The following is a 24,397-nucleotide window of genomic DNA, read 5'->3' as shown; positions in this document are numbered from 1 at the left end:
GAGCTTGTGTTTAGTCGGTCAGGAATTCTTCAGTGCGTTCAGAATGACAGCAATAAATAAAAAAGGAAATTAAGTGGAGAAGACGATTAATTTAAAAGGAATAACATGGAACCACAGTCGTGGGCTTTTGCCGATGGTTGCAACAGCGCAGCGATTTTCTGAATTATACCCAAATGTTAACATTACCTGGGAGAAAAGAAGTTTGCAGCAATTTGCCGATTTTTCCATTCAGGAATTAGCAGAGCGATTTGATTTGTTGGTGATTGACCATCCATGGGCAGGGTTTGCCTCGAAAACAAAATCTATTGTTGCGCTGGATTTTTACCTTTCTGATGATTATTTGAAAGATCATGAACGAAATTCAGTTGGTCAATCTTATGAAAGTTATTTTTACGATGAACATTTATGGGCCTTGCCAATTGATGCGGCAACACCTGTGGCGGCATCTCGACCAGATTTATTAGCAGAAAAAGGGTTGCAATTACCTAAAAATTTTGAAGATTTATTAGCACTTGCCGATCAACGATTAGTTGCATTCGCAGGTATTCCGATAGATGTTTTAATGAACTTTTATACACTTTGTTGCTCATTAGGAGAAGACCCTTGCCAAAACGATGAAGAAGTTGTTTCGCAGGAGTTAGGTGTTAAAGTATTGAAAATGTACCGTGAGCTGGCCTCTAAAATGGATAAGGCAAACTTCAACAGAAACCCAATTCAGGTTTATGAGGCGATGACTATAACGGATGAAATTGCTTATTGTCCTTTTGCTTATGGTTATTCAAATTATTCAAGAAATGGCTATGCCCGGAAGGTTTTGCATTTTCACGATATGATTTCTTTGGATGGTAAAACCAATTTAAGAAGCACTTTGGGCGGAACAGGTTTGGCTATTTCTTCTAAGTGCGAAGAAATGGATGTTGCTGCGAAATATGTAGAATTTGTGGGTTCTCCAGCTTGTCAATCAACACTGTTTTTCGAAAATGGCGGACAACCAGGGCATTTAGCCGCCTGGAAAAACGACGAAGTAAATCGCCAGAGCCAGAATTATTTCGCAAACACTTTGCCCGCCTTACAGCGTGCTTTTCTTCGTCCACGTTACCATGGTTCTATGTATTTTCAAGACCATGCAGGCGATGTGGTTCGAGATTATTTAATGGATGGCGGAGATGAAATTCAGGTTTTAGCTCAAATGAACGAATTATATAAGAAATCTAAAACTTTGGTTTTATCATGAACAGACCGTTAGAAGGATTATTGGTTTTAGAGTTTTGCCAGTTTTTGGCAGGTCCATCCGCTGGATTGAAATTAGCTGATTTAGGTGCTCGTGTAATCAAAATCGAACGACCAAATACTGGCGATGCTTGTCGCCAATTATCCATCAAAAATCTTTTTGTTGATGAAGATAGTTTGCTTTTTCATACCATCAATCGCAATAAAGAAAGTTATGCTGCTGATTTAAAAAATCCTGAAGATTTAGAAAAATTGAAAAAGCTCATCAGCAAAGCTGATGTAATGACACATAATTTTCGTCCAGGTGTGATGGAGAAAATTGGCTTAGACTACGAAAATGTTAAGCAAATCAATCCGAAAATTATTTATGGAATGGTTACGGGTTATGGCAATGAAGGACCTTGGCGAAATAAACCTGGTCAGGATTTGTTGGTACAGGCCGTTTCAGGTTTAACTTTTTTATCAGGTCTTGATACCGATGGACCAGTTCCTTTTGGTTTATCAGTTTCTGATATTATGTGCGGAAACCATTTGGCACAAGGCATTATGGCGGCATTAATCAAAAGAGCAAAAACCAATAAAAGTGTACTTGTTGAGGTTAGTTTGCTAGAATCTGTTTTGGATGTTCAGTTTGAAGTGATTACAACTTATCTGAACGATGGAGGGAAACTTCCCGATAGAAGCGGAGCAAAAGGTAGCGCACATGCGTATCTGAGTGCACCTTACGGGATGTACGAAACCAAAGATGGTTATATTGCAATGGCGATGGGAAATCTTCCAAATATTTGTGCAATAATTAATTGCGACATTAGTGATTTATACGTTGAAGCTGGTTCGGCATTCGAGAATCGAGATAAATTGATTGTTCGCTTAGCGGAAACATTTAAGAAAGATGATACTAAAGTTTGGATTAATCTTTTAGAAAGTAGTGGGATTTGGTGTGCAGAAGTATTAAATTATCAAGCTGCAACGGAGTTGAATACTTATAAAAAACTACAAATTGAACAGAATTTGGAGTTGAGTGATGGAAAGCAAATAAAGACTACGGTTAGTCCGATACGCTTAGATCATGAGAAATTATTTGCGGCAAAAGCTGCACCAAAATTAGGTATTAATACGGAAGAGATTAATAAAGAGTTTGAATTAAAATAGGTTGCTAGTCGAGATTTGTAATCCCTGTTGAATTAAACTAGGTTGTTAGTCGAGATTTGTAATCTCGATTGATTGTTTTGAGGATTTAAAATCCTCATTTCATTAAGTCAAAGAAAATATCCTTGACCAGCCTGATGATAAAGTGAAGTAAATCTGTCGTCGTTTTGACTGAAGTGAAATGGGATAGGTAAACCTTTGGAAAGAGTTCACAGCGACAATTGGTTTATATTAATAGAGAATTGAATTAGAAAATATTTATAAACAGTTGTCATTCTGAACGCAGTGGAGAATCTGCAAGCGATGAAAAAGTAACTTAATTAAACCACAGAATAGTGTGTGATAATTATAGTATGCTATTCGGCTAGAGATTCTTCGTTGTTCTCAGAATGACAGCAAGATTATAGAAATAAATAAAATTATGAGACCGCTTGAAGATTATTTAATTATCGATTTCAGCCAGTTTCTTTCTGGGCCATCGGCGAGTTTGCGCTTAGCCGATATGGGTGCCCGTGTAATTAAAATTGAGCGTTTGGGCGTGGGCGATATTTGCCGAACGTTATACACTTCAAACTTGATTATGAATGGCGAATCTTCTGTTTTTCATGCCATCAATAGAAATAAAGAAAGCTTTGAAGTCGATTTAAAGAGTGAAGAAGATTGTGAAATGGTTCGCGAGCTGCTCAAAAAAGCAGATGTAATGATACACAATTTCCGTCCTGGTGTAATGGAACGTTTGGGTTTCGATTATAAATCGGTTACTGCACTAAATCCATCAATTATTTATGGCGAAATTTCGGGCTATGGAACGGAAACCGAATGGAAAAATAAGCCTGGCCAGGATTTGTTGCTCCAATCGGTTACAGGCTTGACTTCGCTCACTGGAAATGCCGATAGCGGCCCTGTAGCAATGGGTTTATCCATTGTAGATATGTTGGCTGGCGCACATTTGGCACAAGGTCTTTTAGCTTGTTTGTATCGCAAAGCGATAAAAAATGAAGGTGGCTTTGTGCAAGTGAGCATGATGGAATCGGCTTACGATTTTCAATTTGAAACAATTACCACTTTTATGAATGACGGCGGTGCATTGCCAGAACGTTCTAAAAACAACAATGCAAATGCTTATTTGGGTGCTCCATATGGTATTTATCAAACAGAAAATGGATATTTAGCTTTGGCAATGGGTTCAATTCCACAGCTTGGTAAATTATTAGCTTGCGAGAAATTGGAAGACTACATAGAATTAAGTGAGGCATTTGATAAACGTGATGAAATTAAGGCAATTTTAGCTGAACATCTTTTATCTAGCACCACCGAAAATTGGCTTTCTATATTAGAACCAGCCGATATTTGGTGTGCAGATGTTTTGAATTGGAATGCGTTAATGGCTCACGATGGTTTCAAGGTTTTGAATATGATACAAGAAGTGGAAATGGTAGATGGTTACAAATATGAAACCACCAGATGCCCAATTCGCATTGATGGCGAGTTGCTTACTTCATCAAAAGGTTCGCCAAAATTAGGGCAGGATAATGAAAAGATTATAAAAGAATTCATCACACAGAATACAATTGCAAATGCATAACCAAATAGAAACTTTCAAAATAGCCGTTCGCAAATTTGCACCATTTGAATCTGCCATGCAGAAATTTTGGGACAAATACTGTGAATTTTCTGGCTGTACCTTGAAACTGGAAATGGTTGTGATGGATTTGCATGAACTTTACGATCGCACCATCACTCAAAAAGGCCTGGCCAATGGCGATTTCGATATCGCCCACATTAGCACGGATTGGATTTTGGAAGGCTATTCCAATCAGGATTTTGAAGTTTTAAATCCTTTCATCAATAAAAATAAGCCACAAGATTTTCCCAAAGGATGGAGCAAGTCGCTATTGGGTTTGCAACGCTTCGGTTGGGAAGTAGTAGGATTTCCATTTCATGATGGTCCTGAATGTTTCATTTACCGAAAAGATTTATTTGATAATGAAAAGGAAAAAGCAAGTTATCAGGAACAGTTCGGTAAAGCTTTAGAAGTTCCTAAAACCTGGGAAGATTTCCATCAGGTAGCGCAATTTTTTAATCGCCCTGCGGATAATTTATATGGAAGTATTTTTGCCTGTTACCCTGATGGGCATAACGCGGTTTTTGATTTTTGTTTGCAATTGTGGACCAGAGGTGGAGGTTTGGTCGATAAAGACGGCTACATACAAATCAATACTCAAGCCGCAGTTGATGGGTTAAATTTTTACCGAACAATCGTAAACGATAAAACTGCGGTTCATCCAAAATCTTCTGAATTTGAATCTGTAGCTGCAGGAATCGCTTTTTCGCAAGGCGAAGCAGCCATGATGATTAACTGGTTTGGTTTTGCCGCCATGTGCGAAGTAGATGGGAATTCAAAAGTTAAGGGTAAAATTGATGTTGATTTATTGCCATCGGGAACTGGTCAAAATTCCGCATCTTTAAATGTTTACTGGCTTTATACCATCGCCAAAGGCAGTAAAAACAAAACAATTGCATACGATTTTCTTCGCTTCGCGTTAACTGAAGAACAAGATAAACAGCTCACCTTAGAGGGTGGAATTGGTTGCAGAATCTCGACATGGAAAGATGCTGAAATCAACGAAATCATCCCTTACTATCATAAATTAGAACAGCTTCATGAAGTGGCGAGAACACTTCCTCAAAAACAAAATTGGGCTGCAATTGCAGCAATAATTGATAAAATGGTTTTGCAGGCGATTAATTCGGATACAACAGCTGAAGAACTTATTCAGCTTGCTCAAAACCAAATTAACGAAATTGATAAATGAGTATTGATATAAAATATAAGCCAGAATTACCAAAATCGAACCAGCCCATCATTATTATTGGTGCTGGAGGAATTGTTGCTGATGCACATTTGCCAGCTTATAAAATTGCAGGCTTTGAAGTTTTCGGAATTGTTAATAGAACTAAGGAAAGAGCACAAAAGTTAGCCGATACTTTTGGTATCCCGAATGTATTTAATACGGTTGCTGAAGCTGTAGCAAATGCCCCTGAAAATGCAGTTTATGATTTAACAACCATGCCAGCACAATATATTGATGCTTTAAATCAATTGCCAGATGGAAGTGCTGTGTTAATCCAAAAGCCAATGGGTGATGATTTTGCACAAGCAAATGAAATTTTGGAACTATGTAGGAAGAAGAATTTAAAAGCTGCCATAAATTTTCAATTACGCTTTGCCCCATTTGTAAGCGCTGCGAGATATTTGATTGATCTTGGTTTAATCGGCGAACTGTATGATATGGAAGTTCGCGTGACGATCAAAACGCCTTGGGAAATTTTCCCTCACGTGATTATCCATCCGAGGTTGGAAATTCAGTACCACAGCATTCATTATGTTGATTTGATTCGTTCATTTTTGGGCAATCCAGAAAGTGTTTTGGCTAAAACTTTAAAACATCCTGCTAAGAATCTATCATCATCTCGATCAACAATTTTATTCGATTATGGCGATACGATGCATGCGGTCATTAACACTAACCACGATCACGATTTCGGTCCAAACCATCAGGAAAGCTATATCAAATGGGAGGGAACAAAAGGTGCAATCATTGCTAAAATAGGTTTGTTAATGGATTATCCTCATGGTGTGCCTGATGTATTTGAATATTGTATTGTTGAAGATGGGAAAGCGCATGAATGGAAAACGGTAAAATTAGACGGCTCGTGGTTTCCAGAAGCATTTATTGGTACAATGGCAAATTTAATGCGATTTAACGAGGGAAGTGATGTTGTGCTGCATACCAGCGTGGAAGATGTGATACAGACAATGGCGGTTGTTGAAAGTGCTTACAAATCGAGTGATATTGGAGGGGTTAAGGTTTCGGGTTTTGAGTTGAAAGTTAAAGGTTAAAAGTTGAAAGTTAAAAATCAACAGTTTTGGTGCACACGCTATTTGCAAATTGAAAGGCCAAATCACTAAAAATCGTTCTGCTAAAATCCAGCCTAACAAATTTTTCGGGATGCATTGTCAAAGCCACAGCATTGCCTTCAAGAGAAAAATTTTAAGCTGGGAGTTTTGTTTCTTTTGCGGTTAAAAGAAAAAAGCCCGTCTGGCTAAGACATGAAAAGAATAAATGGTTGCAAAATATCATGCTATAAAGAATTAAAATTATGTATTTCAAATCAACATTTTTTGAAGATTATCAATTACAAGATAAACGTGTAACCTTAGGTCGCACGATAACGGAAACCGATTTTGTGGTTCACGCAGGTCATACAGGCGATTTTTTTCCGCACCACATGGATGCCGAATGGTGCGCAACGCAACCTTTTAAACAACGTATTGCCCACGGAACCATGATTTTTAGCATTGGAATCGGTTTAACAGCATCAGAAATTAATCCGGAAGCAATGTCGAAAGGTTATGACAAATTACGTTTTGTAAAACCTGTTTTCATTGGCGATACGATCCATTCAGAAATCACGATTTCGGAAAAAGGAGAGAGCAAAAGACCAGAATACGGAACGGTTACAGAACACGTAGAAATCATTAACCAGCACGGAGAAGTCGTTTTAGTGTGCGACCATTTACTTGTAGTGAAGAAGAAATAGATCAATCTTTCATTGGTTCACTTGTTTATTAGCCAAAATGCCTAATCTAACCAATGAACTATTGACCATTGAACTAATGAACCCAAAATAAACCAAATATAATGAACCACAACACACAACCAGAAATCGTTACCGAAGGAGACCCATCATCAGGAAAGAAGTATTTATTACCATTTATTTTAGTGGTAAGCTTATTTTTTCTTTGGGGAATGGCACATAATTTAGATTCTATTCTAATTCCGCACTTGAAGAAAGCGTGTAACCTGAGCAATAGTCAATCTACATTAATTGATACTTCTGTTTTCTTTGCTTACTTCTTAATGGCGATACCTGCTGGTATGATTTTAAAAAAATGGGGTTATAAAGCGACTATGATTTCTGGTTTGTTAGCTTTTGCTTTCGGTGCGTTTCTTTTTGTTCCTGCAGCTAATAATCTATCGTATATCACCTTTTTAATTGCACTTTTTATCATTGGTTGTGGATTAACCATGCTGGAAACTTCTGCCAATCCTTATGCTGCAGTATTAGGTAATCCTTCAAAAGCCACTAGCCGACTAAATCTGGCTGCATCTTTTAACGGGTTAGCCGCTATGGTTGCACCACTGATTGGTGGCCTTTTTATTCTTTCAGGAAAATCACATACCAAAGAAGAACTCGCAGCAATGACAGAAGCCAGCCGAAACAGTTATTTTTTGGAAGAGGCAGCATCTGTTAAAACCCCATACATTACACTTGGAATAATCTTGCTGGTTATTGCGGTGATATTTTATTTCATTCATTTGCCAGAAATCAAAACGAAAAGTGTTGATGGCGAAGCGAAAGGTAGTTTTTTTGGAGCATTACGCCACAAGCATTTAAGGTGGGCTGTTATTGCTCAGTTCTTCTATGTTGGTGCACAGGTTTGTGTAACCAGCTTTTTTATCAGGATGGCGCAGCAAGGTGGTGGTTTCGATGAGAAAACAGCCGCATCATATTTAGCTATTTATGGATTGTTATTTACGGTTGGCCGTTTTGCAGGTACAGCACTTTTACAATTTATCGCGTCAAATAAACTTTTAGCTATCTACGCAGTCATTTCAGTTTTATTGAGCATTGTTGCCATTGCTGGAAGTGGTGTAGTGATCGTCTATGCGCTCGGCGGTTTGGGTTTCTTCATGTCAATTATGTTCCCTACTATTTTTGCATTAGGAATAGATGGCATTGGAGAAGATACCAAGCCAGGCTCTTCATGGTTGATTATGTCGATTGTAGGCGGTGCCATATTACCTTTTGGAATGGGCTCACTAATAGATATGTATGGCGATAACATACAAATTGGTTACAGTATTCCATTAGTTTGTTATTTAATTATTCTCTATTTCGGATTAAGAGGTTATAAAATTGCCCATAAATAATTAACACATTTCCGTCATTGCTTCGGACCTAAGAATGATAAAAAAAATACCAATGAAACCAATATTTTGTAAACTCTTCTTCTTCTTTCTGCTTAGTGCTTTCAGCTTCACGCTTAATGCGCAACAGAGCGAAAATGCAAAACCGTGGGTGTTTTGGTATTGGGTAAAGGGTGCGGTATCTAAAGAAGGTATTACTGCTGATTTGGAAGCCATGAAAACGAATGGAATTGCAGGCGCTTATTTAATGAGTATTCAAGGTCCTGATAAAACGCCTGTATATTCTCCACCCGCAGTTCAATTAACGCCAGAATGGTGGAAATTGGTGGAGTTTGCAATGGATGAAGCAAAACGTTTAAACATTAAAATTGGAATGCATGTTAGCGATGGTTTTGCGCTTGCTGGTGGTCCTTGGATTACACCTGAACTTTCTATGCAAAAAGTAGTTTGGTCTAAGTTAAATATCAATCATTCAATTAATAAAGTAAACTTACCTAAACCAGAACATAAGGAAAATTTTTATAAAGATATTGCAGTGTATGCTTATCCATCGCCAATTGGGGATGGCATTTCGACACGAACAATTGTACCTAAAATTACAGCAAGTACCGGTGCCGATGCAACAGGATTGGTTCAATTAGGAAATAAGAAAAGCTTCGGTTCAAATGAACCTTGTTACATTCAATACGAATTTGAAAAACCTTTTACTTGCCGTACAGTAACCATCAAAATTAGTGGAAATAATTACCAGGCACAACGACTGGCAATCGAAGTGAGCGATGATGGGAAAAACTTTCGCTCCATTGGAAGATTAGAAGCGCCACGCCATGGCTGGCAAGATACCGATGAAGATGTAACGCATTCTATTAAACCTACAACAGCTAAGTATTTTAGATTTATTTACGATAAAAAGGACTCTGAACCAGGGGCAGAAGATTTAGATGCCGCAAAGTGGAAACCATCTTTAAAGTTGGTTAATCTCGAATTATCTTCAGAGGCACAAATTAATCAGTTCGAAGGCAAGAATGGTTCAGTTTGGAGAATAAGTAAAAGAAGTACAGATGAGCAAATCGCTAAAAATCTATGTGTTCCATTAAATAAAATTATCAACCTAACGGATAAATTAAATCCAGATGGAACATTAAACTGGAAAGCGCCAAAAGGAAACTGGACGGTTTTAAGGGTTGGGCATACTACAACAGGGCATACCAATGCAACGGCAGGTGGTGGAAAAGGACTAGAGAGCGATAAGTTTAATCCTGAAGCTGTTAAATTACAATTCAACAGTTGGTATGGCGAAGCAATTAAACACGGCGGACCCGAAATTGCAAAGAAAGTGTTAAGCGCTTTCCATGTCGATAGCTGGGAATGCGGCAGTCAGAACTGGTCGCCTTTGTTTAAGGCCGAATTTTTAAAACGCAGAGGTTATGATTTAACACCTTATCTGCCTATAATGACTGGCTTGCCTGTAGAAAGCGCACAAGTGTCTGAAGGTTTCTTATACGATGTTAGAAAAACAATTTCTGAGTTGGTTGTCGACCAGTTTTACAAAACCTTGGCGAAGTTAGCAAAAGAGCAAGGCGTAACTTTTACAGCTGAAAGTATCGCCCCAACCATGATGAGTGATGGTTTAATGCATTATAAAATGGTTGATGTTCCGATGGGTGAATTTTGGTTAAATAGCCCGACACACGATAAACCAAATGATATGTTGGATGCCATTTCAGGTGCACATATTTACGGCAAAAACATTATTCAGGCAGAAGCTTTTACTACTGTTCGCATGGATTGGAATGAAAGTCCAGCAAATATGAAAACCTTGCAGGATAGAAATTATACATTGGGAATTAACAAGTTGGTGTATCACGTTTTCGTTCAAAATCCTTTTACAGATAGAAAACCTGGTGTAACATTAGATGGAGTGGGTTTATATTTTCAACGTGACCAAACCTGGTGGAAGCTTGGGAAAGCATGGGTTGATTACGCAGAGCGAACACAAAACTTATTGCAGCAGGGAAAACCAGTTGTTGATATTACCGTTTTTACGGGCGAAGAATTGCCTCGTCGTTCGGTTTTACCAGATCGATTGGTTGAAACTTTACCTGGTATTTTTGGCGAAGATGTAGTACAATCTGAAAAGAAACGTTTGGCCAATGTTGGCGAACCATTAAGGCAAATTCCTGCAGGTGTTACGCACTCAGCAAACATGGCCGATCCTGAAAACTGGGTTAATCCACTGCGAGGTTATGCTTACGATAGTTTTAATCCCGATGTATTAAGTACAGCCACTGTTAAAAATGGCGAAGTTGTGTTTGAAAGTGGTGCAGCTTATAAAATTTTGGTAATTCCAGGGGCGATGAAAATGAACCCAAATTATCAATACATGAGTTTCGATGCGGTTAAAAAGCTTTCTGAACTTGTAAAAAAAGGTGCTAAAGTAATTGTTGCAGATAAACCATTATACCAATCTGGTTTAAAGCAAATTAAGTCATCAAAATTTGATGATTTGGTTGAAGAGATTTGGGGTGGTAATTTTGATTCATTTAAAAGTGGTGGCAAACCGATCTATATAAAAAAACTCGGTTTAGGGCAAATTTATAGAGCACCTTTTGAGGGGAACGATTTCAATAGTTTGGGGTTGGAAAAGGATTTAGATATAACTGAAATTCAAACATCGAGAATGTTATTGAGCTCCGTAATTCCGCCAACGAAAAATATAACGTTCACTCATAGAAAAACTAGCGATTCAGATATTTACTTCATATCAAATCAGGAAGCTAAACAAAGAGAATTTAATTTTTCATTTAGGATAAATGGAAGGGTGCCAAAAATCTATAATTCGGTAACCAATGATACACTCGCTTTAAAAAGCTGGTCGATTAAAGATGGAAGGACTTATTTCAATTTTAAATTACCAGCAAATGGCTCAGTGCTCGTAATATTTAATGAGAAAACAGATTTAACTCAGCTACAAGCTGGACCAAATTCCAATAAGTTTAAATCCATTTTGGATATCTCTAAAGACTGGCAAGTTCAATTCGATGCAGCCTACGGTGGCCCATCTAAGGCTGTTATTTTTAATAAACTAATCGATTGGACTAAACATTCAGATAGTTTAATTAAATATTATTCTGGAACCGCTATCTATTCAAAAGGTTTCATTTACAATGGAGATATAAAAAATGCCTGCATTGATTTGGGTGGGTTTTCGAGTATGGCCGAAGTTAAAATTAATGGCATTAGTTGTGGGACTTTATGGACAGCTCCGCATAGATTGGATATTAGCAAAGCCATCAAAAAAGGCGAAAATAAAATTACGATAGAGGTCGTGAATACCTGGGCTAATCGTTTAATTGGCGATAGTAGATTACCTGAAAATAAAAGACTTACAAAAACAACGGCTCCTTTCAGGTTGGAAGGAAAGCCTTTAAATGCAGCTGGTTTATTTGGACCAGTTGTAATACAGTTGGAGGAGAAATAGAATATGAAAAGATTTAATATTGGTTTGCTTGCTATTTGTCTGTCATCGTTATGCGTAAACGCACAAGATAAGGCGCTTGTTAATACTTCGAAAAGTAAATATGCTAAGCTGCATAGCGTAAACATGAGTGATGTAACCTGGACTAAGGGTTTTTGGGCCGATCGGTTTAAGGTTGCGACTGAAACCATGGTGCCAAATATGTGGGCAATTTACAACGACCCAAAAATTAGTCATGCCTTTAAAAACTTTGAAATTGCTGCTGGATTAGATACGGGCTCACATTCTGGCCCTTCATTTCATGATGGAGATTATTATAAAACCTTAGAGGCCGTAGCCAGTTTATATGCCTCAACTAAAAATCCAAAGCTGAATGAGATGATGGATAAGGCCATCGTTGTAATTGGAAAATCGCAGCGTGAGGATGGGTATATCTACACCAAGGCTATGATTGAACAACGTAAAACGGGTTCAAATAATCAATTTCAAGACAGATTAAGTTTTGAATCTTATAATATTGGTCATTTAATGACCGCTGGTTGCGTTCATTATAGGGCAACAGGCAAAACGACTTTGCTCAATATCGCCAAGAAAGCAACAGATTATTTGTATAATTTTTACAAATCAGCATCGCCAACATTGGCTAGAAACGCGATTTGTCCATCGCATTATATGGGCGTTGTAGAAATGTATCGCACCACCAACGATCCTCGTTATTTAGAACTAGCCAATCATTTAATCGCGATTAAAGGTAAAATTGATGATGGAACGGATGATAATCAGGACAGAATTCCATTTTTAAAACAAACGAAAGCAATGGGTCACGCAGTACGAGCCAATTATCTCTATGCAGGCGTTGCTGATTTATATGCCGAAACGGGAAAAGACTCGCTTTTAAATACTTTGAATTTGATGTGGGATGATGTAAATCAGCATAAAATGTACATCACAGGTGGTTGCGGTTCTCTTTATGATGGGACCTCTCCTGATGGAACTTCGTATAATCCTGCCGATGTTCAGAAAATTCATCAGGCATTTGGTCGCGATTTTCAATTGCCAAACTTTACCGCACATAATGAAACTTGCGCCAACATCGGTAACGTACTTTGGAACTGGAGAATGCTACAAATTACTGGCGATGCCAAGTACGCTGATGTAATGGAACTGGCTTTGCATAACAGTGTTTTATCTGGAATTAGCCTTGACGGAAAGAACTTTTTATATACCAATCCGCTGGCTCAATCTGATGATTTACCTTTCAAACAGCGTTGGTCGAAAGATAGAGTGCCTTACATTGGTTTATCAAATTGTTGTCCGCCAAATGTAGTCAGAACCATTGCAGAGGTTAGTGATTACGCATATAGTGTTTCTGATAAAGGATTGTGGTTCAATTTATATGGTGGTAATAACTTAACTACTAAATTAGCTGATGGAAGTAAAATTTCTTTATCAGAAGAAACCAATTATCCTTGGGATGGTAAGATTAAAATCTCTGTAAAAGAGATTGGAAATAAAGCCTATTCGGTTTTTCTTAGAATCCCAGCCTGGACTCAAAATGCTCAAATCAGCATTAATGGAAAGCCAGAAAATATTAAAGCGATTTCGGGAACATATGCAGAAATAAACAGGGTTTGGAAAAAAGGCGATGTAATCGAATTGAATCTTCCAATGGAAGCAACTTTGATTGAGGCAAATCCCTTGGTTGAAGAAAATAGAAATCAAATTGCCGTTAAGCGTGGACCGATTGTATATTGTTTGGAATCGACTGATTTGCCAGGTAAAAGTATTTTCAATGCCTTTATACCAACAACTACAAAATTTGAAGCAAAACCAATTAACATCGATGGCGCTGATATGATGAGTTTGGTTGGGAATGCAAAAATTGTAGAACCAAATAGCTGGAAAAACGTGTTGTATCGTCCAGTTAATAACAGCAGTAAGGAAGCTGAAATTAAACTAGTGCCTTATTTTGCATGGGGCAATCGCGGTCATTCAGAAATGTCGGTTTGGGTACCTGTAAGTAAATAAAAATGGAAAGAATTACAGCAACATATTACATTGAAACACCGCTTGATTTAGAAAAATCGGCGCTGGTTTTAGCGGGCGAACAATCTTCAGGAACTTTTATTGCTGTTCCAGGAGAGACGGAAGAGCTGAAAGCAAGATTTGCAGCAAGGGTAGAGTCAATTGAAAAATTAGAAAGTTCAACGGAGCCATCTATTCCAAGCGTTAAATTAAAACCTGGAATTTATCAAAGAGCAATTATAAAAGTTTCCTGGTCGATAGAAAATTTTGGCTACAATTTGCCAGTACTTATTTCAACTTTACAAGGCAATTTATATGAATTAACGCAATTTACAGGCTTAAAATTAATGGATATTGATTTTCCAGATTCTTATGCTAATGTATTTAAAGGTCCACAATTTGGAATTAGCGGATGTAGAAAATTGACCAATGTTGAAGGACGACCTTTGATTGGTACAATCATTAAACCTAGTATTGGAATGAGCCCTGAACAAACAGCCGAATTGGTGAAAACGTTAGTAGAAGCTGGAATCGATTTTATCAAAGATGATGAATTGTTAGGTTCGTCGGCAAATTCTCCTTTTGATAAACGGGTAGATGCAATTATGAATGTAATTAATGCTCATGCTGATAAAACTGGTAAAAAAGTGATGTATGCTTTTAACCTGAGCGACGAGATTGACCAAATGCAACGCAACTACGAGAAGATTGTTAAAAGCGGCGGGACATCAGCAATGATAAGCTTAAATAGTGTTGGATTGGCTGGTGTTAAAAAGATCTGCGATAACCGTGAACTGGCCATTCATGGACACAGAAATGGTTGGGGAATGATAAACAGACATCCGCTTTTGGGGATTGAATTTCCTGCTTATCAAAAATTATGGCGTTTGGCAGGTGTAGACCAAATCCATGTTAATGGTATTCAAAACAAATTCTGGGAATCTGATGATTCTGTGGTGACTTCAATTGAATCTTGCTTAAAGCCGTTTTTAAGGGGCTTCTCAGTATTACCAGTTGTTTCCTCTGGTCAGTGGGGCGGGCAAGCTGTAGAAACCTATAGAAGGACTAAAACCGTCGATTTGTTGTATATGGCAGGTGGAGGTATAATGGCGCATCCAAGTGGTCCTGCTGGTGGAGTTATTGCTTTACAACAAGCATGGCAAGGGGCTGTAGATGGTTTATCTGTGGAAGATACGGCAAAAAAATATTCAGAATTTAATCAATCAGTTTCCGTTTTCGGGAAAAAATAAGATGGAGAACAAAGAAAATAACCGCTTATTAATGGCCTTTTATGGCGATGATTTTACAGGCTCTACTGATGCCCTGGAGTTTCTCTGTAAAGCAGGCGTTAAAACGGTTTTATTTATTGATGTTCCAACAAAAGAGCAGTTATTAAACTATGCCGATTTGCAAGCCATCGGTGTGGCGGGTGTAAGCAGGGCTTTATCGCCAGTTAAAATGGAAGCTGAGCTTTTGCCAACATTTGAGGCATTGAAAGAGCTCAAACCACAGCACGTTCATTATAAAGTCTGCTCAACTTTTGATTCATCGCCAACTATTGGAAGCATTGGAAAAGCTATAGATGTTGCCCAATCCGTTTTTAAAGGAACTTACGTCCCATTGTTAGTAGCAGCGCCAGCTTTAGGAAGATATTGTTTGTTTGGTAATTTATTTGCCAGGATGGGAATTGGAAGCGATGGTGATATTTATCGTTTAGACAGGCATCCATCTATGAGTAAACATCCAGTTACACCTGCTGATGAAAGTGACTTACGCCTGCATTTGGGCAAACAAACCAATAAAAAGATAGGGCTTTTTAACATTACAGCTCTTCATCACTATGATGAAAAGCATTTCGATGTAGATTTTGGTGATCATGAAATCGTTCTTTTTGATGCTTTAAAGGCAGAGGACTTAATTCCAATTGGAGAAATAATAGCGCAGTCTTCTAAACAGGATCATATCGTGTTTTCGGTCGGCTCATCAGGAATAGAAATGGCTTTAGGTTCATACTGGAAAGAAAAAGGCATTGTTAAGGATAAACTCGGTTGGGGAAATATCAAATGTTCAAAACCGATTCTGGTTATTTCTGGTAGCTGTTCTCCAGTAACTTCATCGCAAATTAAATATGCTTTGGATAATGGTTTTGCTGAAATCGCAATAGATACTGTTGCTTTTGCTAATCGATTTTCATCAGATTCTGATATCGACGAAAACCTTATTTCAATCTATGTTGAGCAAGTTGTAAAATTTATTTCTGATGGTAAAAATGTTTTGATACATACCAGTTTGGGTAATGATGATTTAAGAGTCGTTGAATCCGATAAAATATTTAATAACAATGAATTGAATAAATCAACTGCATCAATTGTTTACGGTCGAGTGCTTGGCGAAATCGCTAAAAAAGTTGCAGAAAAAACCAATTTAGAAAGGCTTGTTATTGCAGGAGGAGATACATCAAGTTATGCTGCACGAGCGATGGGAATTGAAGCAATGGAGATGATTTCGCCGTTAACCGCAGGCGCTCCGCTATGCAAAGTGCATTCAACAAATTCAGATATAAATAATTTACACGTTGTTTTTAAAGGTGGTCAGGTAGGAAAACAAGATTTTTTTGTTCAGGCCTCGAAAGATATAATTAACATAAAATAAACTCAGTAAAAAACCAAATATGAAAACTAAAACCCTTGGACTTGTTCATACTTCTGCAACATTAGTTCCTGTTTTTCAACAGTTATGTGCAACGCATTTGCCTAATGTTAACGTTTTTAATATTGTTGATGATAGCTTGATAAAAGACGTAATTACGCGTAACGAATTAACGAAGTTAACAGCAAGAAGAGTGGTAGACCATGTAGGTTCGGCTGCTTTGGCTGGTGCCGATTATATTTTAGTAACCTGCTCGTCTATTGGTTCGGCTGTAGAAGCTGCCGCAGAGTTAACTGGCGTTCCTGTTTTAAGAGTTGATCAACCAATGGCAGATTTAGCAGTACAAACGGGAAAAAAAATTGGTGTTATTGCAACTTTACCAACCACATTAGGCCCAACAAGTGATTTGGTGAAGCGTAGAGCAGCGGCTGCTGGAAAAGAAATTGAATTAACTTCTAAATTGTGCGAAGGTGCTTTTGAGGCACTAATGGGTGGAAATCCTGAAAAGCATGATGAAATGGTTGCAGCGGCTTTAAGGCAACTCTCAACAGAAGTTGATGTGATTGTATTGGCGCAAGCATCTATGTCGCGTGTGGTGGATGGTTTGCAGGAATCAGAAAAACGTATTCCAATATTAGCTAGTCCTGCTTTGGCCATACAGCACATTGCCGAACTTATAAAATAAACGGCTATGAAAAACATTCGTAAGCTGTTTTTATATGTAGGAGGTATCGCCTTTTTGGTTTTACTTGCAGGTTTGTTTGTGTCTAATCAAACGCTCTGGCAACCTGCAGCTTTAATCTTAGCGGTAAGTTTAGCCATTGGTATTGGTGCTTTAGAAAGTTTGAAAAACTATCAATACACCGCGTGGATCATTACTGCGGTTGTTGCAGGTATGATTTATCCATCGGCATTTTTAAAATGGGGCAGCGTAGATTTAAGGAATAAATGGCTTATTTTGGTGGTTGTGCAGTTTGTAATGTTCGGTATGGGCATACAAATGGGCTTAAAAGATTTTGCAGGTTTGGCAAATAGTGGCAAAGGCGTGCTCATCGGATTACTTTGTCATTTCTCAATTATGCCTTTAATGGGTTTATTGTTGGTTAAAGTGTTCCATTTTGAAACCGAAATTGCTGCAGGCATAATTTTAATTGGTTCTTGTTCTAGTGGCTTGGCTTCGAATGTAATGGTTTACATAGCGAGGGCAAATTTGGTTTTATCGGTTGCAGTAACGGCGATAGCAACATTAGTAGCGCCCATTATGACGCCATTGTTAATGAAGTTGCTGGCTGGAACTCTAATTGAAATCAAATTCATTAACATGATGATGGAAATCATTAAAATCGTTATCGTTCCGATTGGTGCTGCGTTAATTCATGATTATTTAAAAAGAGCAACTCCGAAGGGCGTAAAGGTTGTTAAGGTGATCGCTGTTTTTTGCATAGTATGGTTATTAGCACTTCCATTTGGGCTTTGGAATAGTTTGGAGCAAAAATTACCTGAAGATGCCATGCATTCTGTAGAGATTTTTAGCTTTTTTACAGGCGCATTTTTGGTCGGAATTTTATATCACCTAATTACGTTGAAAATTAAAACGCTCGACGATTTAATGCCTTATGTATCTATGTTTGGCATTGTGTATTTTACAACGGTAACAACCGCTGCTGGAAGAGATAATTTATTAAAAGTCGGCTTTCTGTTGTTTTTAGCCTCGGTTATTCATAATGGCGCTGGTTATTTATTTGGCTACATCCTCAGTCGTGTATTTGGTTTGGATAAAAAATCTGCCAGAACAGTTGCTTTTGAAGTTGGTTTGCAAAACGGAGGAATGGCATCGGGCTTAGCAGGTGGAATGGGTAAATTGGGTACAGTTGGTTTAGCGGCAGCGGTTTTTAGTCCATGGATGAATATTTCGGGCTCAATCTTAGCTAATTATTGGAGAAGAAAAGCATTAAAAGAAGAAGAAAATGAACGTAAAATTTCTTAAAAAAATATTAACTTTTGGACTAATCGTATTTGCTATTGCTGCAAATGCAACGGTTAAACCTGCATCTATTTTTACCGACCACATGGTGTTACAACAACAAAGTAATGTGGCCATTTGGGGTTGGGCAAAACCATCAGTCAAAGTAAAAATAATCACTTCTTGGAATAAAGAAAACTATTCGATTACAACAGACCAAAAAGGCAAATGGAAGGTTAAAGTTGCTACACCTTCAGCTGGAGGACCTTACAACATCGAATTTAATGATGGAGAGAAATTGATTTTATCTGACATATTAATTGGCGAGGTTTGGTTTTGCGGCGGACAATCGAACATGGAATTGCCGATGAAAGGTTATAAAGGTCAGCCAAATATTGGTAGTAATGAGGCTATTTTAAAATCGAAAAATCCGAATATCAGATTATACACTGTACCGCGTTCATCTATTACAGAAAGACAAGAAAACAGCAAACCATCACAATGGAAACTTAGTGAGCCAGAAGTTGTAGCAAATTTCAGCGCAACAGCTTATTACTTTGGTACACTTTTAAACGAAATTTTAGATGTTCCAGTTGGTATTATCAATGATAGTTATAGCGGTTCCTCAATCGAAGCCTGGATGTCGCCAGAAGATTTAAAATCCTTTCCAGAAATAAAAATTCCTTCAAAAGGCGATTCGATAAAAGAAGTAAGCCGAACCCCAACAACATTATATAATGGAATGCTTTATCCAGTAATTGGCTACAGCGTAAAAGGTGCTATTTGGTATCAAGGGGAATCTAATTACGAGCGCCCCGACCAATACGAGAGCTTATTTCCTGCGATGGTTTCAAGCTGGAGAAAGAATTGGGATAATGGTGAATTTCCTTTTTATTATGCACAAATTGCACCATACAATTATGCTCAGTTAGCACCATTTCATAAAGGTGGAAAATACAATTCTGCATTTTTGAGAGATGCACAACGCAAATCATTATCTAAAATATCAAATTCGGCGATGGCTGTTTTGATGGATATTGGCGAGGAAAATATGATTCATCCTTCAAAGAAAAAACAAGGTGGCGAACGATTGGCTTATTTAGCATTGGCCAAAACTTATGGCATAAAAGGATTTAGCGCAACCAGTCCGCTTTATGAATCGATTACGATTGAAAAAAATGAAGCCGTCGTTAAATTTAAAGATGTACCAAATGGCTTAACTTCATTTAGTAAAGAATTATCTTTATTCGAAATTGCTGGCGCTGATAAGAAATTTTATCCTGCAAAAGCAGTAATAAAAGGCAGCAGTATTAATGTTTCTTCAGAGCAAGTAAAAAATCCAGTTGCGGTTCGTTACGCATTTAATGATTTTATTGTTGGTGATTTATTTGGAAATGAAGGCTTGCCAGTTTCATCATTTAGAACTGATAACTGGGATAATTAGAAAGAATAGAATAATGATTTTTACCACAAAGACACATATTACTTACAACAAGAACTTAGATATCCTTGGTTGTCTCAGATGGTCGACTTTTTTTAATACTAATATCTTTGTTGTGTCCTTTTTGTCTTTATGGTTTATCACAACAACTCAAGCACAAGAAAACGTTGTGTGGACTAGCCAGAGCCAAAATTCATCTGAATCGATGCCAGTTGGTGGCGGTGATATCGGCTTAAATCTTTGGGTAGAAAAAGGAGAAGTTTATTTTTATTTATCAAAAAGCGGCACTTTTGACGAAAACAATACGCTATTGAAGTTGGGTAGGGTAAAACTAAAACTTAGCCCAAATCCGTTCGAAGGCAAAACATTTAAGCAAGAGTTGATTTTAAAAGATGGTTTTGCACAAATCAGCGGTTCAAATGGTGAATTAAATACGCTAATTAAAGTATGGGTTGATGTTTTCAATCCAGTTATTCATATCGATATCAATTCAAGTCAAAAAATTATAACTGAAGCAAGTTATGAAACCTGGCGTTTTGAAGACCGAATTACGAAAGGCAAAGAAAATAACCAGAATTCTTATAAATGGGCACCACAAGGTGTTGTGAAAACTTTAAAAGATGAAATCGCTTTTAAAAATAATGGTATTCAGTTTTACCACCAAAATAAAACAGAAACCGTTTTTGATGTGGCTGTGAAACAACAAGGTTTAGAAGACAGAAAATCAGATTTATTCAATCCTTTAAATAATCTAATTTTTGGCGGTTTAATGCAAGGCGATAATATGGCTTCGGCTGGAAACTACACAGGCATTTATCTTAATACACCATTTAAAGCATGGGCTTTAAAAAGCAAATCGCCATCACGATCACAAAACATAACGATAAGTTTAAATACGAGAAAAGCAGCAACAGTAGCAGATTGGGAAAGAGAAACTAATCTATCAAAAAGAAAATCAAATCAAAAAGCCAGTATAAAATGGTGGAATGATTACTGGAAGAAGAGCTTTATATACATCAATTCTGATGATAAAGCTGCCGATCAATCAGCTACAAACTATCAGTTGTTTCGCTACATGTTGGGTTGCAACGCTTTTGGTAAATATCCTACAAAGTTTAACGGTGGCTTATTTACTTACGATCCACAATTAACTGATTCTTCCTTAAAATACACACCAGATTTTAGAAACTGGGGTGGTGGAACTCATACAGCGCAAAATCAACGTTTGGTTTATTGGCCAATGCTTAAAAGTGGCGATTTCGATATGATGAAGCCTCAATTTGATTTCTATCTCGATTTACTAAAAAATGCTGAAGTTAGAACGGAAGCTGCTTGGGGCCATAAAGGTGCAAGTTTCACCGAACAGTTAGAAAACTTTGGCTTACCAAATCCTGCTGAATATGGTTGGAAACGACCTGCTGATTTTAACAAAGGCATGGAATATAATGCCTGGCTAGAATATGAGTGGGACACGGTTTTAGAATTTTGTATGATGATTTTGGAAACCGAAAGATACGACAACCGAAACATTGAAAAATATCTTCCTTTGATTGAAAGTTCACTTACTTTTTTTAAAGAGCATTATACATATTTAGCCAAGCAACGCAGTGCAAAAGCATTAGATGCAGATGGTCATTTGGTTTTATATCCAGGTTCTGGCGCTGAAACTTATAAAATGGCTTATAATTCTACATCTACAATTGCTGCCTTAAAAACGGTTTTAGAAAGATTGATTGAACAACCTAATCTATCTCAAAAAAAGAAAACAGAATGGACTGAAATGTTAAAAACCATTCCATCAATTAGCTTTAGAAATTTTGATGGCAAACCAACAATTGCACCTGCAAAATTATGGGAACGGATTAATAATACCGAAAGTCCGCAGTTGTACCCAGTTTATCCATGGGGGATTTATGGCCTTGGAAAGCCAGGACTAGATACTGCAATTAATACTTTTAAATATGATACTGATGTGCTTAAATTTAGAAGTTATGTAGGTTGGAAACAAGATAATATTTTTGCCGCTAGATTGGGTTTAACAGAAGATGCTGCAAAATTAACAACAGATAAATTAAAAGATTCACGTAGAAGATTTCCAGCATTTTGGGGGCCAGGTTTCGATTGGACACCTGATCATAATTGGGGCGGTTCTGGAATGATTGGCTTACAGGAAATGTTAATGCAGGTGGATGGGAAGAAAATTTTTCTTTTCCCTGCATGGCCAAAAGATTGGAATGTGCATTTCAAACTGCATGCACCTTATCAAACTACGGTTGAGGGAACATTAAAAGATGGGAAATTAATAGATTTAAAAGTATTGCCAGAATCAAGAAAGGCAGATGTAATGAATATGATTAAATAAATTAACCACAGATAAAAAGGGACATGTTGCTAATTGGTGCTCATATCTGTGATATTGAATTGAAATAAAACTCTGCAAGGTTAGCATCTTTTATCCCCTTTGGGAGCAGGAAGACGAATTGATAAAGAATAAAAATATTTTGAAATGGATTTAAATTTAAAAGAAAAGGTTATCATAATTACTGGCGCTGCAAAAGGCATTGGTAGAAGCATAGCAGAGGTTTTTGCAAAAGAAAACGCTGTTGCAGTTATTGTAGGAAGAAAAGCCAACGATAACCAGAAAGTGGTTGATGCAATTGAGGAACAAGGTGGTAAGGCAGCTCAGTTTGTAGCAGAATTATCCAATCCTGATGATTGCAAAAAAGTAGTCGCTGAAATTATAAACCAATTCGGTAGGATTGATGGTTTGGTGAACAATGCAGGTGTAAACGACGGTGTAGGTTTAGAAAGTGGAAACTATGAAGATTTCATGGCTTCGTTGCATAAAAATGTAGTGCATTACTATTTAATGGCACATCATGCTTTGCCAGAATTAATTAAAAGTAAAGGTGCAATTGTAAACATCACTTCAAAAACAGCGGAAACAGGACAAGGAAATACTTCAGCCTATGCGGCGGCAAATGGAGGACGAAATGCTTTAACCCGCGAATGGGCAGTTGAGCTTTTAAAATATGGAATTCGTGTAAACGCAGTGGTTGTAGCCGAATGCTGGACACCAGCTTACGAAACATGGATTGAAACTTTACCAGATGCTCAAGCCAAATTAGATGAAATAACTTCAAAAATTCCGTTGGAAAACAGAATGACTACGGCTGAAGAAATTGCAAATATGACGGTTTTTTTAATGTCTGATAAATCAAGCCATACCACAGGACAAATTATCCATGTTGATGGTGGTTATGTTCACTTAGATAGAGCTTTAGCAAACGCATAAATTAGTAAATCTTTAATCTGCTGTCGTGATGGTGAGGCAGGAAGAAATCTCCTTTTACTTAACTAAGGAGATTGCTTCATGCCTCGCAATGATCAAAAAAATCAAGCTGACAAAAACGATAAAAAATGAAAACCCTTACCTGTACAACACCTGGAACTTTTGAATACTCAGAAACTGATAAACCTGAATTGAAAAAAGACCACGCCATTATGAAAATTAAAAGAATTGGCATTTGCGGAACGGATTTACATGCCTTCGAAGGCACGCAACCTTTCTTTAATTATCCAAGAGTTTTAGGTCATGAGCTTTCTGGCGAATTAGTTGAAGCCGATGGTGCTGATGGTTTTTCAATAGGAGAGGCTGTAACATTCATTCCATATTTTAATTGTGGCGAATGTATTGCCTGCCGAATGAATAAGCCCAATTGTTGCGTAAAAATGCAAGTTTGCGGCGTTCATGTCGATGGCGGAATGCGTGAGTATTTGCAAGTTCCATCTAGAACACTTTTGCATGGTGAAGGTTTAAGTTACGATGAATTAGCTTTAGTAGAACCTTTAGCTATCGGCGCTCATGGTGTTCGCAGAGCTGATATTCAGCCAGGTGAGTTTGTATTAATAATAGGTGCTGGTCCGATTGGTTTAGGTACAATGGAATTCGCAAGAATTGCTGGTGGACACGTAATTGCCTTAGATATTAACGACGACCGTTTAGCTTTCTGTAAAGAAAAATTAGGCGTAGCGCATATCATAAATGCTTTATCTACAGATGTTACCGAGCAATTAAGTGAAATTACAAATGGCGATATGCCAACAGTTGTAATCGATGCAACTGGAAATCAAAAAGCAATAAACAATGCCATTAACTACATGGCTCATGGCGCAAGATTTGTATTGATTGGCCTTCAAAAAGGTGATTTAATATTTAATCATCCAGAGTTTCACAAAAGAGAATCGACTTTAATGAGCAGTAGAAATGCCAATATCGAAGATTTCGAGCATGTAATTAAATCAATGAAAGCTGGTTTAGTAAAACCTACAACTTACATTACCCACAAGGTAGATTTTGATAAAGTGAAAGATAACTTCGAAAGCTGGTTAGATCCGAAAAATGGTGTAATTAAAGCGATGGTTAAGATGGAGGATTAGTTTTTCTTTTTGGTAGATTTATTTTA

The 24,397-nt window shown here is 37.5% G+C and carries 17 protein-coding genes; all 17 read left to right on the top strand.

Translation table 11 applies throughout. From position 1 onward, the window contains the following. Window positions 1–73 precede the first annotated feature (73 nt). The 17 genes from ABD692_RS01580 (at window position 74) to ABD692_RS01500 (ending at window position 24,371) form a co-directional block, all read left to right on the top strand. Complete coding sequence (locus ABD692_RS01580) at window positions 74–1,234, top strand: ABC transporter substrate-binding protein (RefSeq protein WP_344764386.1); 1,161 nt, start codon at window positions 74–76, stop codon at window positions 1,232–1,234. After that, a complete protein-coding gene (locus tag ABD692_RS01575; RefSeq protein ID WP_344764384.1) occupies window positions 1,231–2,382 on the top strand; it encodes a CaiB/BaiF CoA transferase family protein in 1,152 nt (383 codons plus the stop codon). Before ABD692_RS01580 ends, ABD692_RS01575 begins: the two co-directional genes overlap by 4 nt. A 418-nt stretch (window positions 2,383–2,800) precedes the next feature. Next, entirely contained in the window at window positions 2,801–3,964 is a 1,164-nt protein-coding gene (locus ABD692_RS01570; protein ID WP_344764382.1) for a CaiB/BaiF CoA transferase family protein, read from the top strand. Beyond that, complete coding sequence (locus tag ABD692_RS01565; RefSeq protein WP_344764381.1) at window positions 3,957–5,195, top strand: extracellular solute-binding protein; 1,239 nt, start codon at window positions 3,957–3,959, stop codon at window positions 5,193–5,195. Before ABD692_RS01570 ends, ABD692_RS01565 begins: the two co-directional genes overlap by 8 nt. After that, window positions 5,192–6,283, top strand: coding sequence for a Gfo/Idh/MocA family protein (locus ABD692_RS01560; protein ID WP_344764380.1), 1,092 nt, complete (start codon window positions 5,192–5,194; stop codon window positions 6,281–6,283). The genes ABD692_RS01565 and ABD692_RS01560 overlap by 4 nt, the downstream gene beginning before the upstream one ends. A gap of 260 nt (window positions 6,284–6,543) precedes the next feature. Continuing rightward, the gene (locus ABD692_RS01555) at window positions 6,544–6,984 is read left to right on the top strand and encodes a MaoC/PaaZ C-terminal domain-containing protein (RefSeq protein ID WP_010603407.1); all 441 of its coding nucleotides are present in this window, start codon (window positions 6,544–6,546) and stop codon (window positions 6,982–6,984) included. Between the two features lie 101 nt (window positions 6,985–7,085). Then, a complete protein-coding gene (fucP, locus tag ABD692_RS01550) occupies window positions 7,086–8,378 on the top strand; it encodes an L-fucose:H+ symporter permease (protein WP_316758175.1) in 1,293 nt (430 codons plus the stop codon). Between the two features lie 52 nt (window positions 8,379–8,430). Beyond that, window positions 8,431–11,856 carry a glycosyl hydrolase gene (locus ABD692_RS01545; RefSeq protein WP_344764377.1) on the top strand — a complete coding sequence of 1,142 codons (3,426 nt, stop codon included), beginning with the start codon at window positions 8,431–8,433 and terminating at the stop codon, window positions 11,854–11,856. Window positions 11,857–11,859: 3 nt separating this feature from the next. After that, the gene (locus ABD692_RS01540; protein WP_344764375.1) at window positions 11,860–13,881 is read left to right on the top strand and encodes an aceric acid hydrolase; all 2,022 of its coding nucleotides are present in this window, start codon (window positions 11,860–11,862) and stop codon (window positions 13,879–13,881) included. Window positions 13,882–13,883: 2 nt separating this feature from the next. Next, window positions 13,884–15,128, top strand: a complete 1,245-nt coding sequence (locus ABD692_RS01535) for a ribulose-bisphosphate carboxylase large subunit family protein (RefSeq protein WP_344764374.1) — start codon at window positions 13,884–13,886, stop codon at window positions 15,126–15,128. A 1-nt stretch (window position 15,129) separates the two neighbouring features. Continuing rightward, window positions 15,130–16,530, top strand: a complete 1,401-nt coding sequence (locus ABD692_RS01530; protein WP_344764372.1) for a four-carbon acid sugar kinase family protein — start codon at window positions 15,130–15,132, stop codon at window positions 16,528–16,530. 19 nt (window positions 16,531–16,549) lie between these two features. Continuing rightward, entirely contained in the window at window positions 16,550–17,212 is a 663-nt protein-coding gene (locus ABD692_RS01525; RefSeq protein WP_316758185.1) for an aspartate/glutamate racemase family protein, read from the top strand. Window positions 17,213–17,218: 6 nt separating this feature from the next. Next, complete coding sequence (locus ABD692_RS01520; RefSeq protein WP_344764371.1) at window positions 17,219–18,514, top strand: bile acid:sodium symporter family protein; 1,296 nt, start codon at window positions 17,219–17,221, stop codon at window positions 18,512–18,514. Beyond that, window positions 18,495–19,934 (top strand): sialate O-acetylesterase, encoded by a 1,440-nt coding sequence (locus tag ABD692_RS01515; RefSeq protein WP_344764369.1) that lies wholly within the window; start codon window positions 18,495–18,497, stop codon window positions 19,932–19,934. The genes ABD692_RS01520 and ABD692_RS01515 overlap by 20 nt, the downstream gene beginning before the upstream one ends. A gap of 112 nt (window positions 19,935–20,046) precedes the next feature. Next, window positions 20,047–22,293, top strand: a complete 2,247-nt coding sequence (locus ABD692_RS01510; protein WP_344764367.1) for a DUF5703 domain-containing protein — start codon at window positions 20,047–20,049, stop codon at window positions 22,291–22,293. A 144-nt stretch (window positions 22,294–22,437) separates the two neighbouring features. Further along, the gene (locus tag ABD692_RS01505; RefSeq protein WP_344764365.1) at window positions 22,438–23,226 is read left to right on the top strand and encodes an L-fucose dehydrogenase; all 789 of its coding nucleotides are present in this window, start codon (window positions 22,438–22,440) and stop codon (window positions 23,224–23,226) included. A gap of 125 nt (window positions 23,227–23,351) precedes the next feature. Beyond that, on the top strand, window positions 23,352–24,371 hold the full coding sequence (locus ABD692_RS01500; RefSeq protein ID WP_344764363.1) for a zinc-binding alcohol dehydrogenase family protein: 1,020 nt from the start codon (window positions 23,352–23,354) through the stop codon (window positions 24,369–24,371). Window positions 24,372–24,397 lie beyond the last annotated feature (26 nt).

This window comes from Pedobacter ginsengiterrae (genome assembly GCF_039537385.1).
GTDB classification, from domain to species: domain Bacteria; phylum Bacteroidota; class Bacteroidia; order Sphingobacteriales; family Sphingobacteriaceae; genus Pedobacter; species Pedobacter ginsengiterrae.
This window is presented reverse-complemented; position numbering and strand designations above follow the sequence as displayed.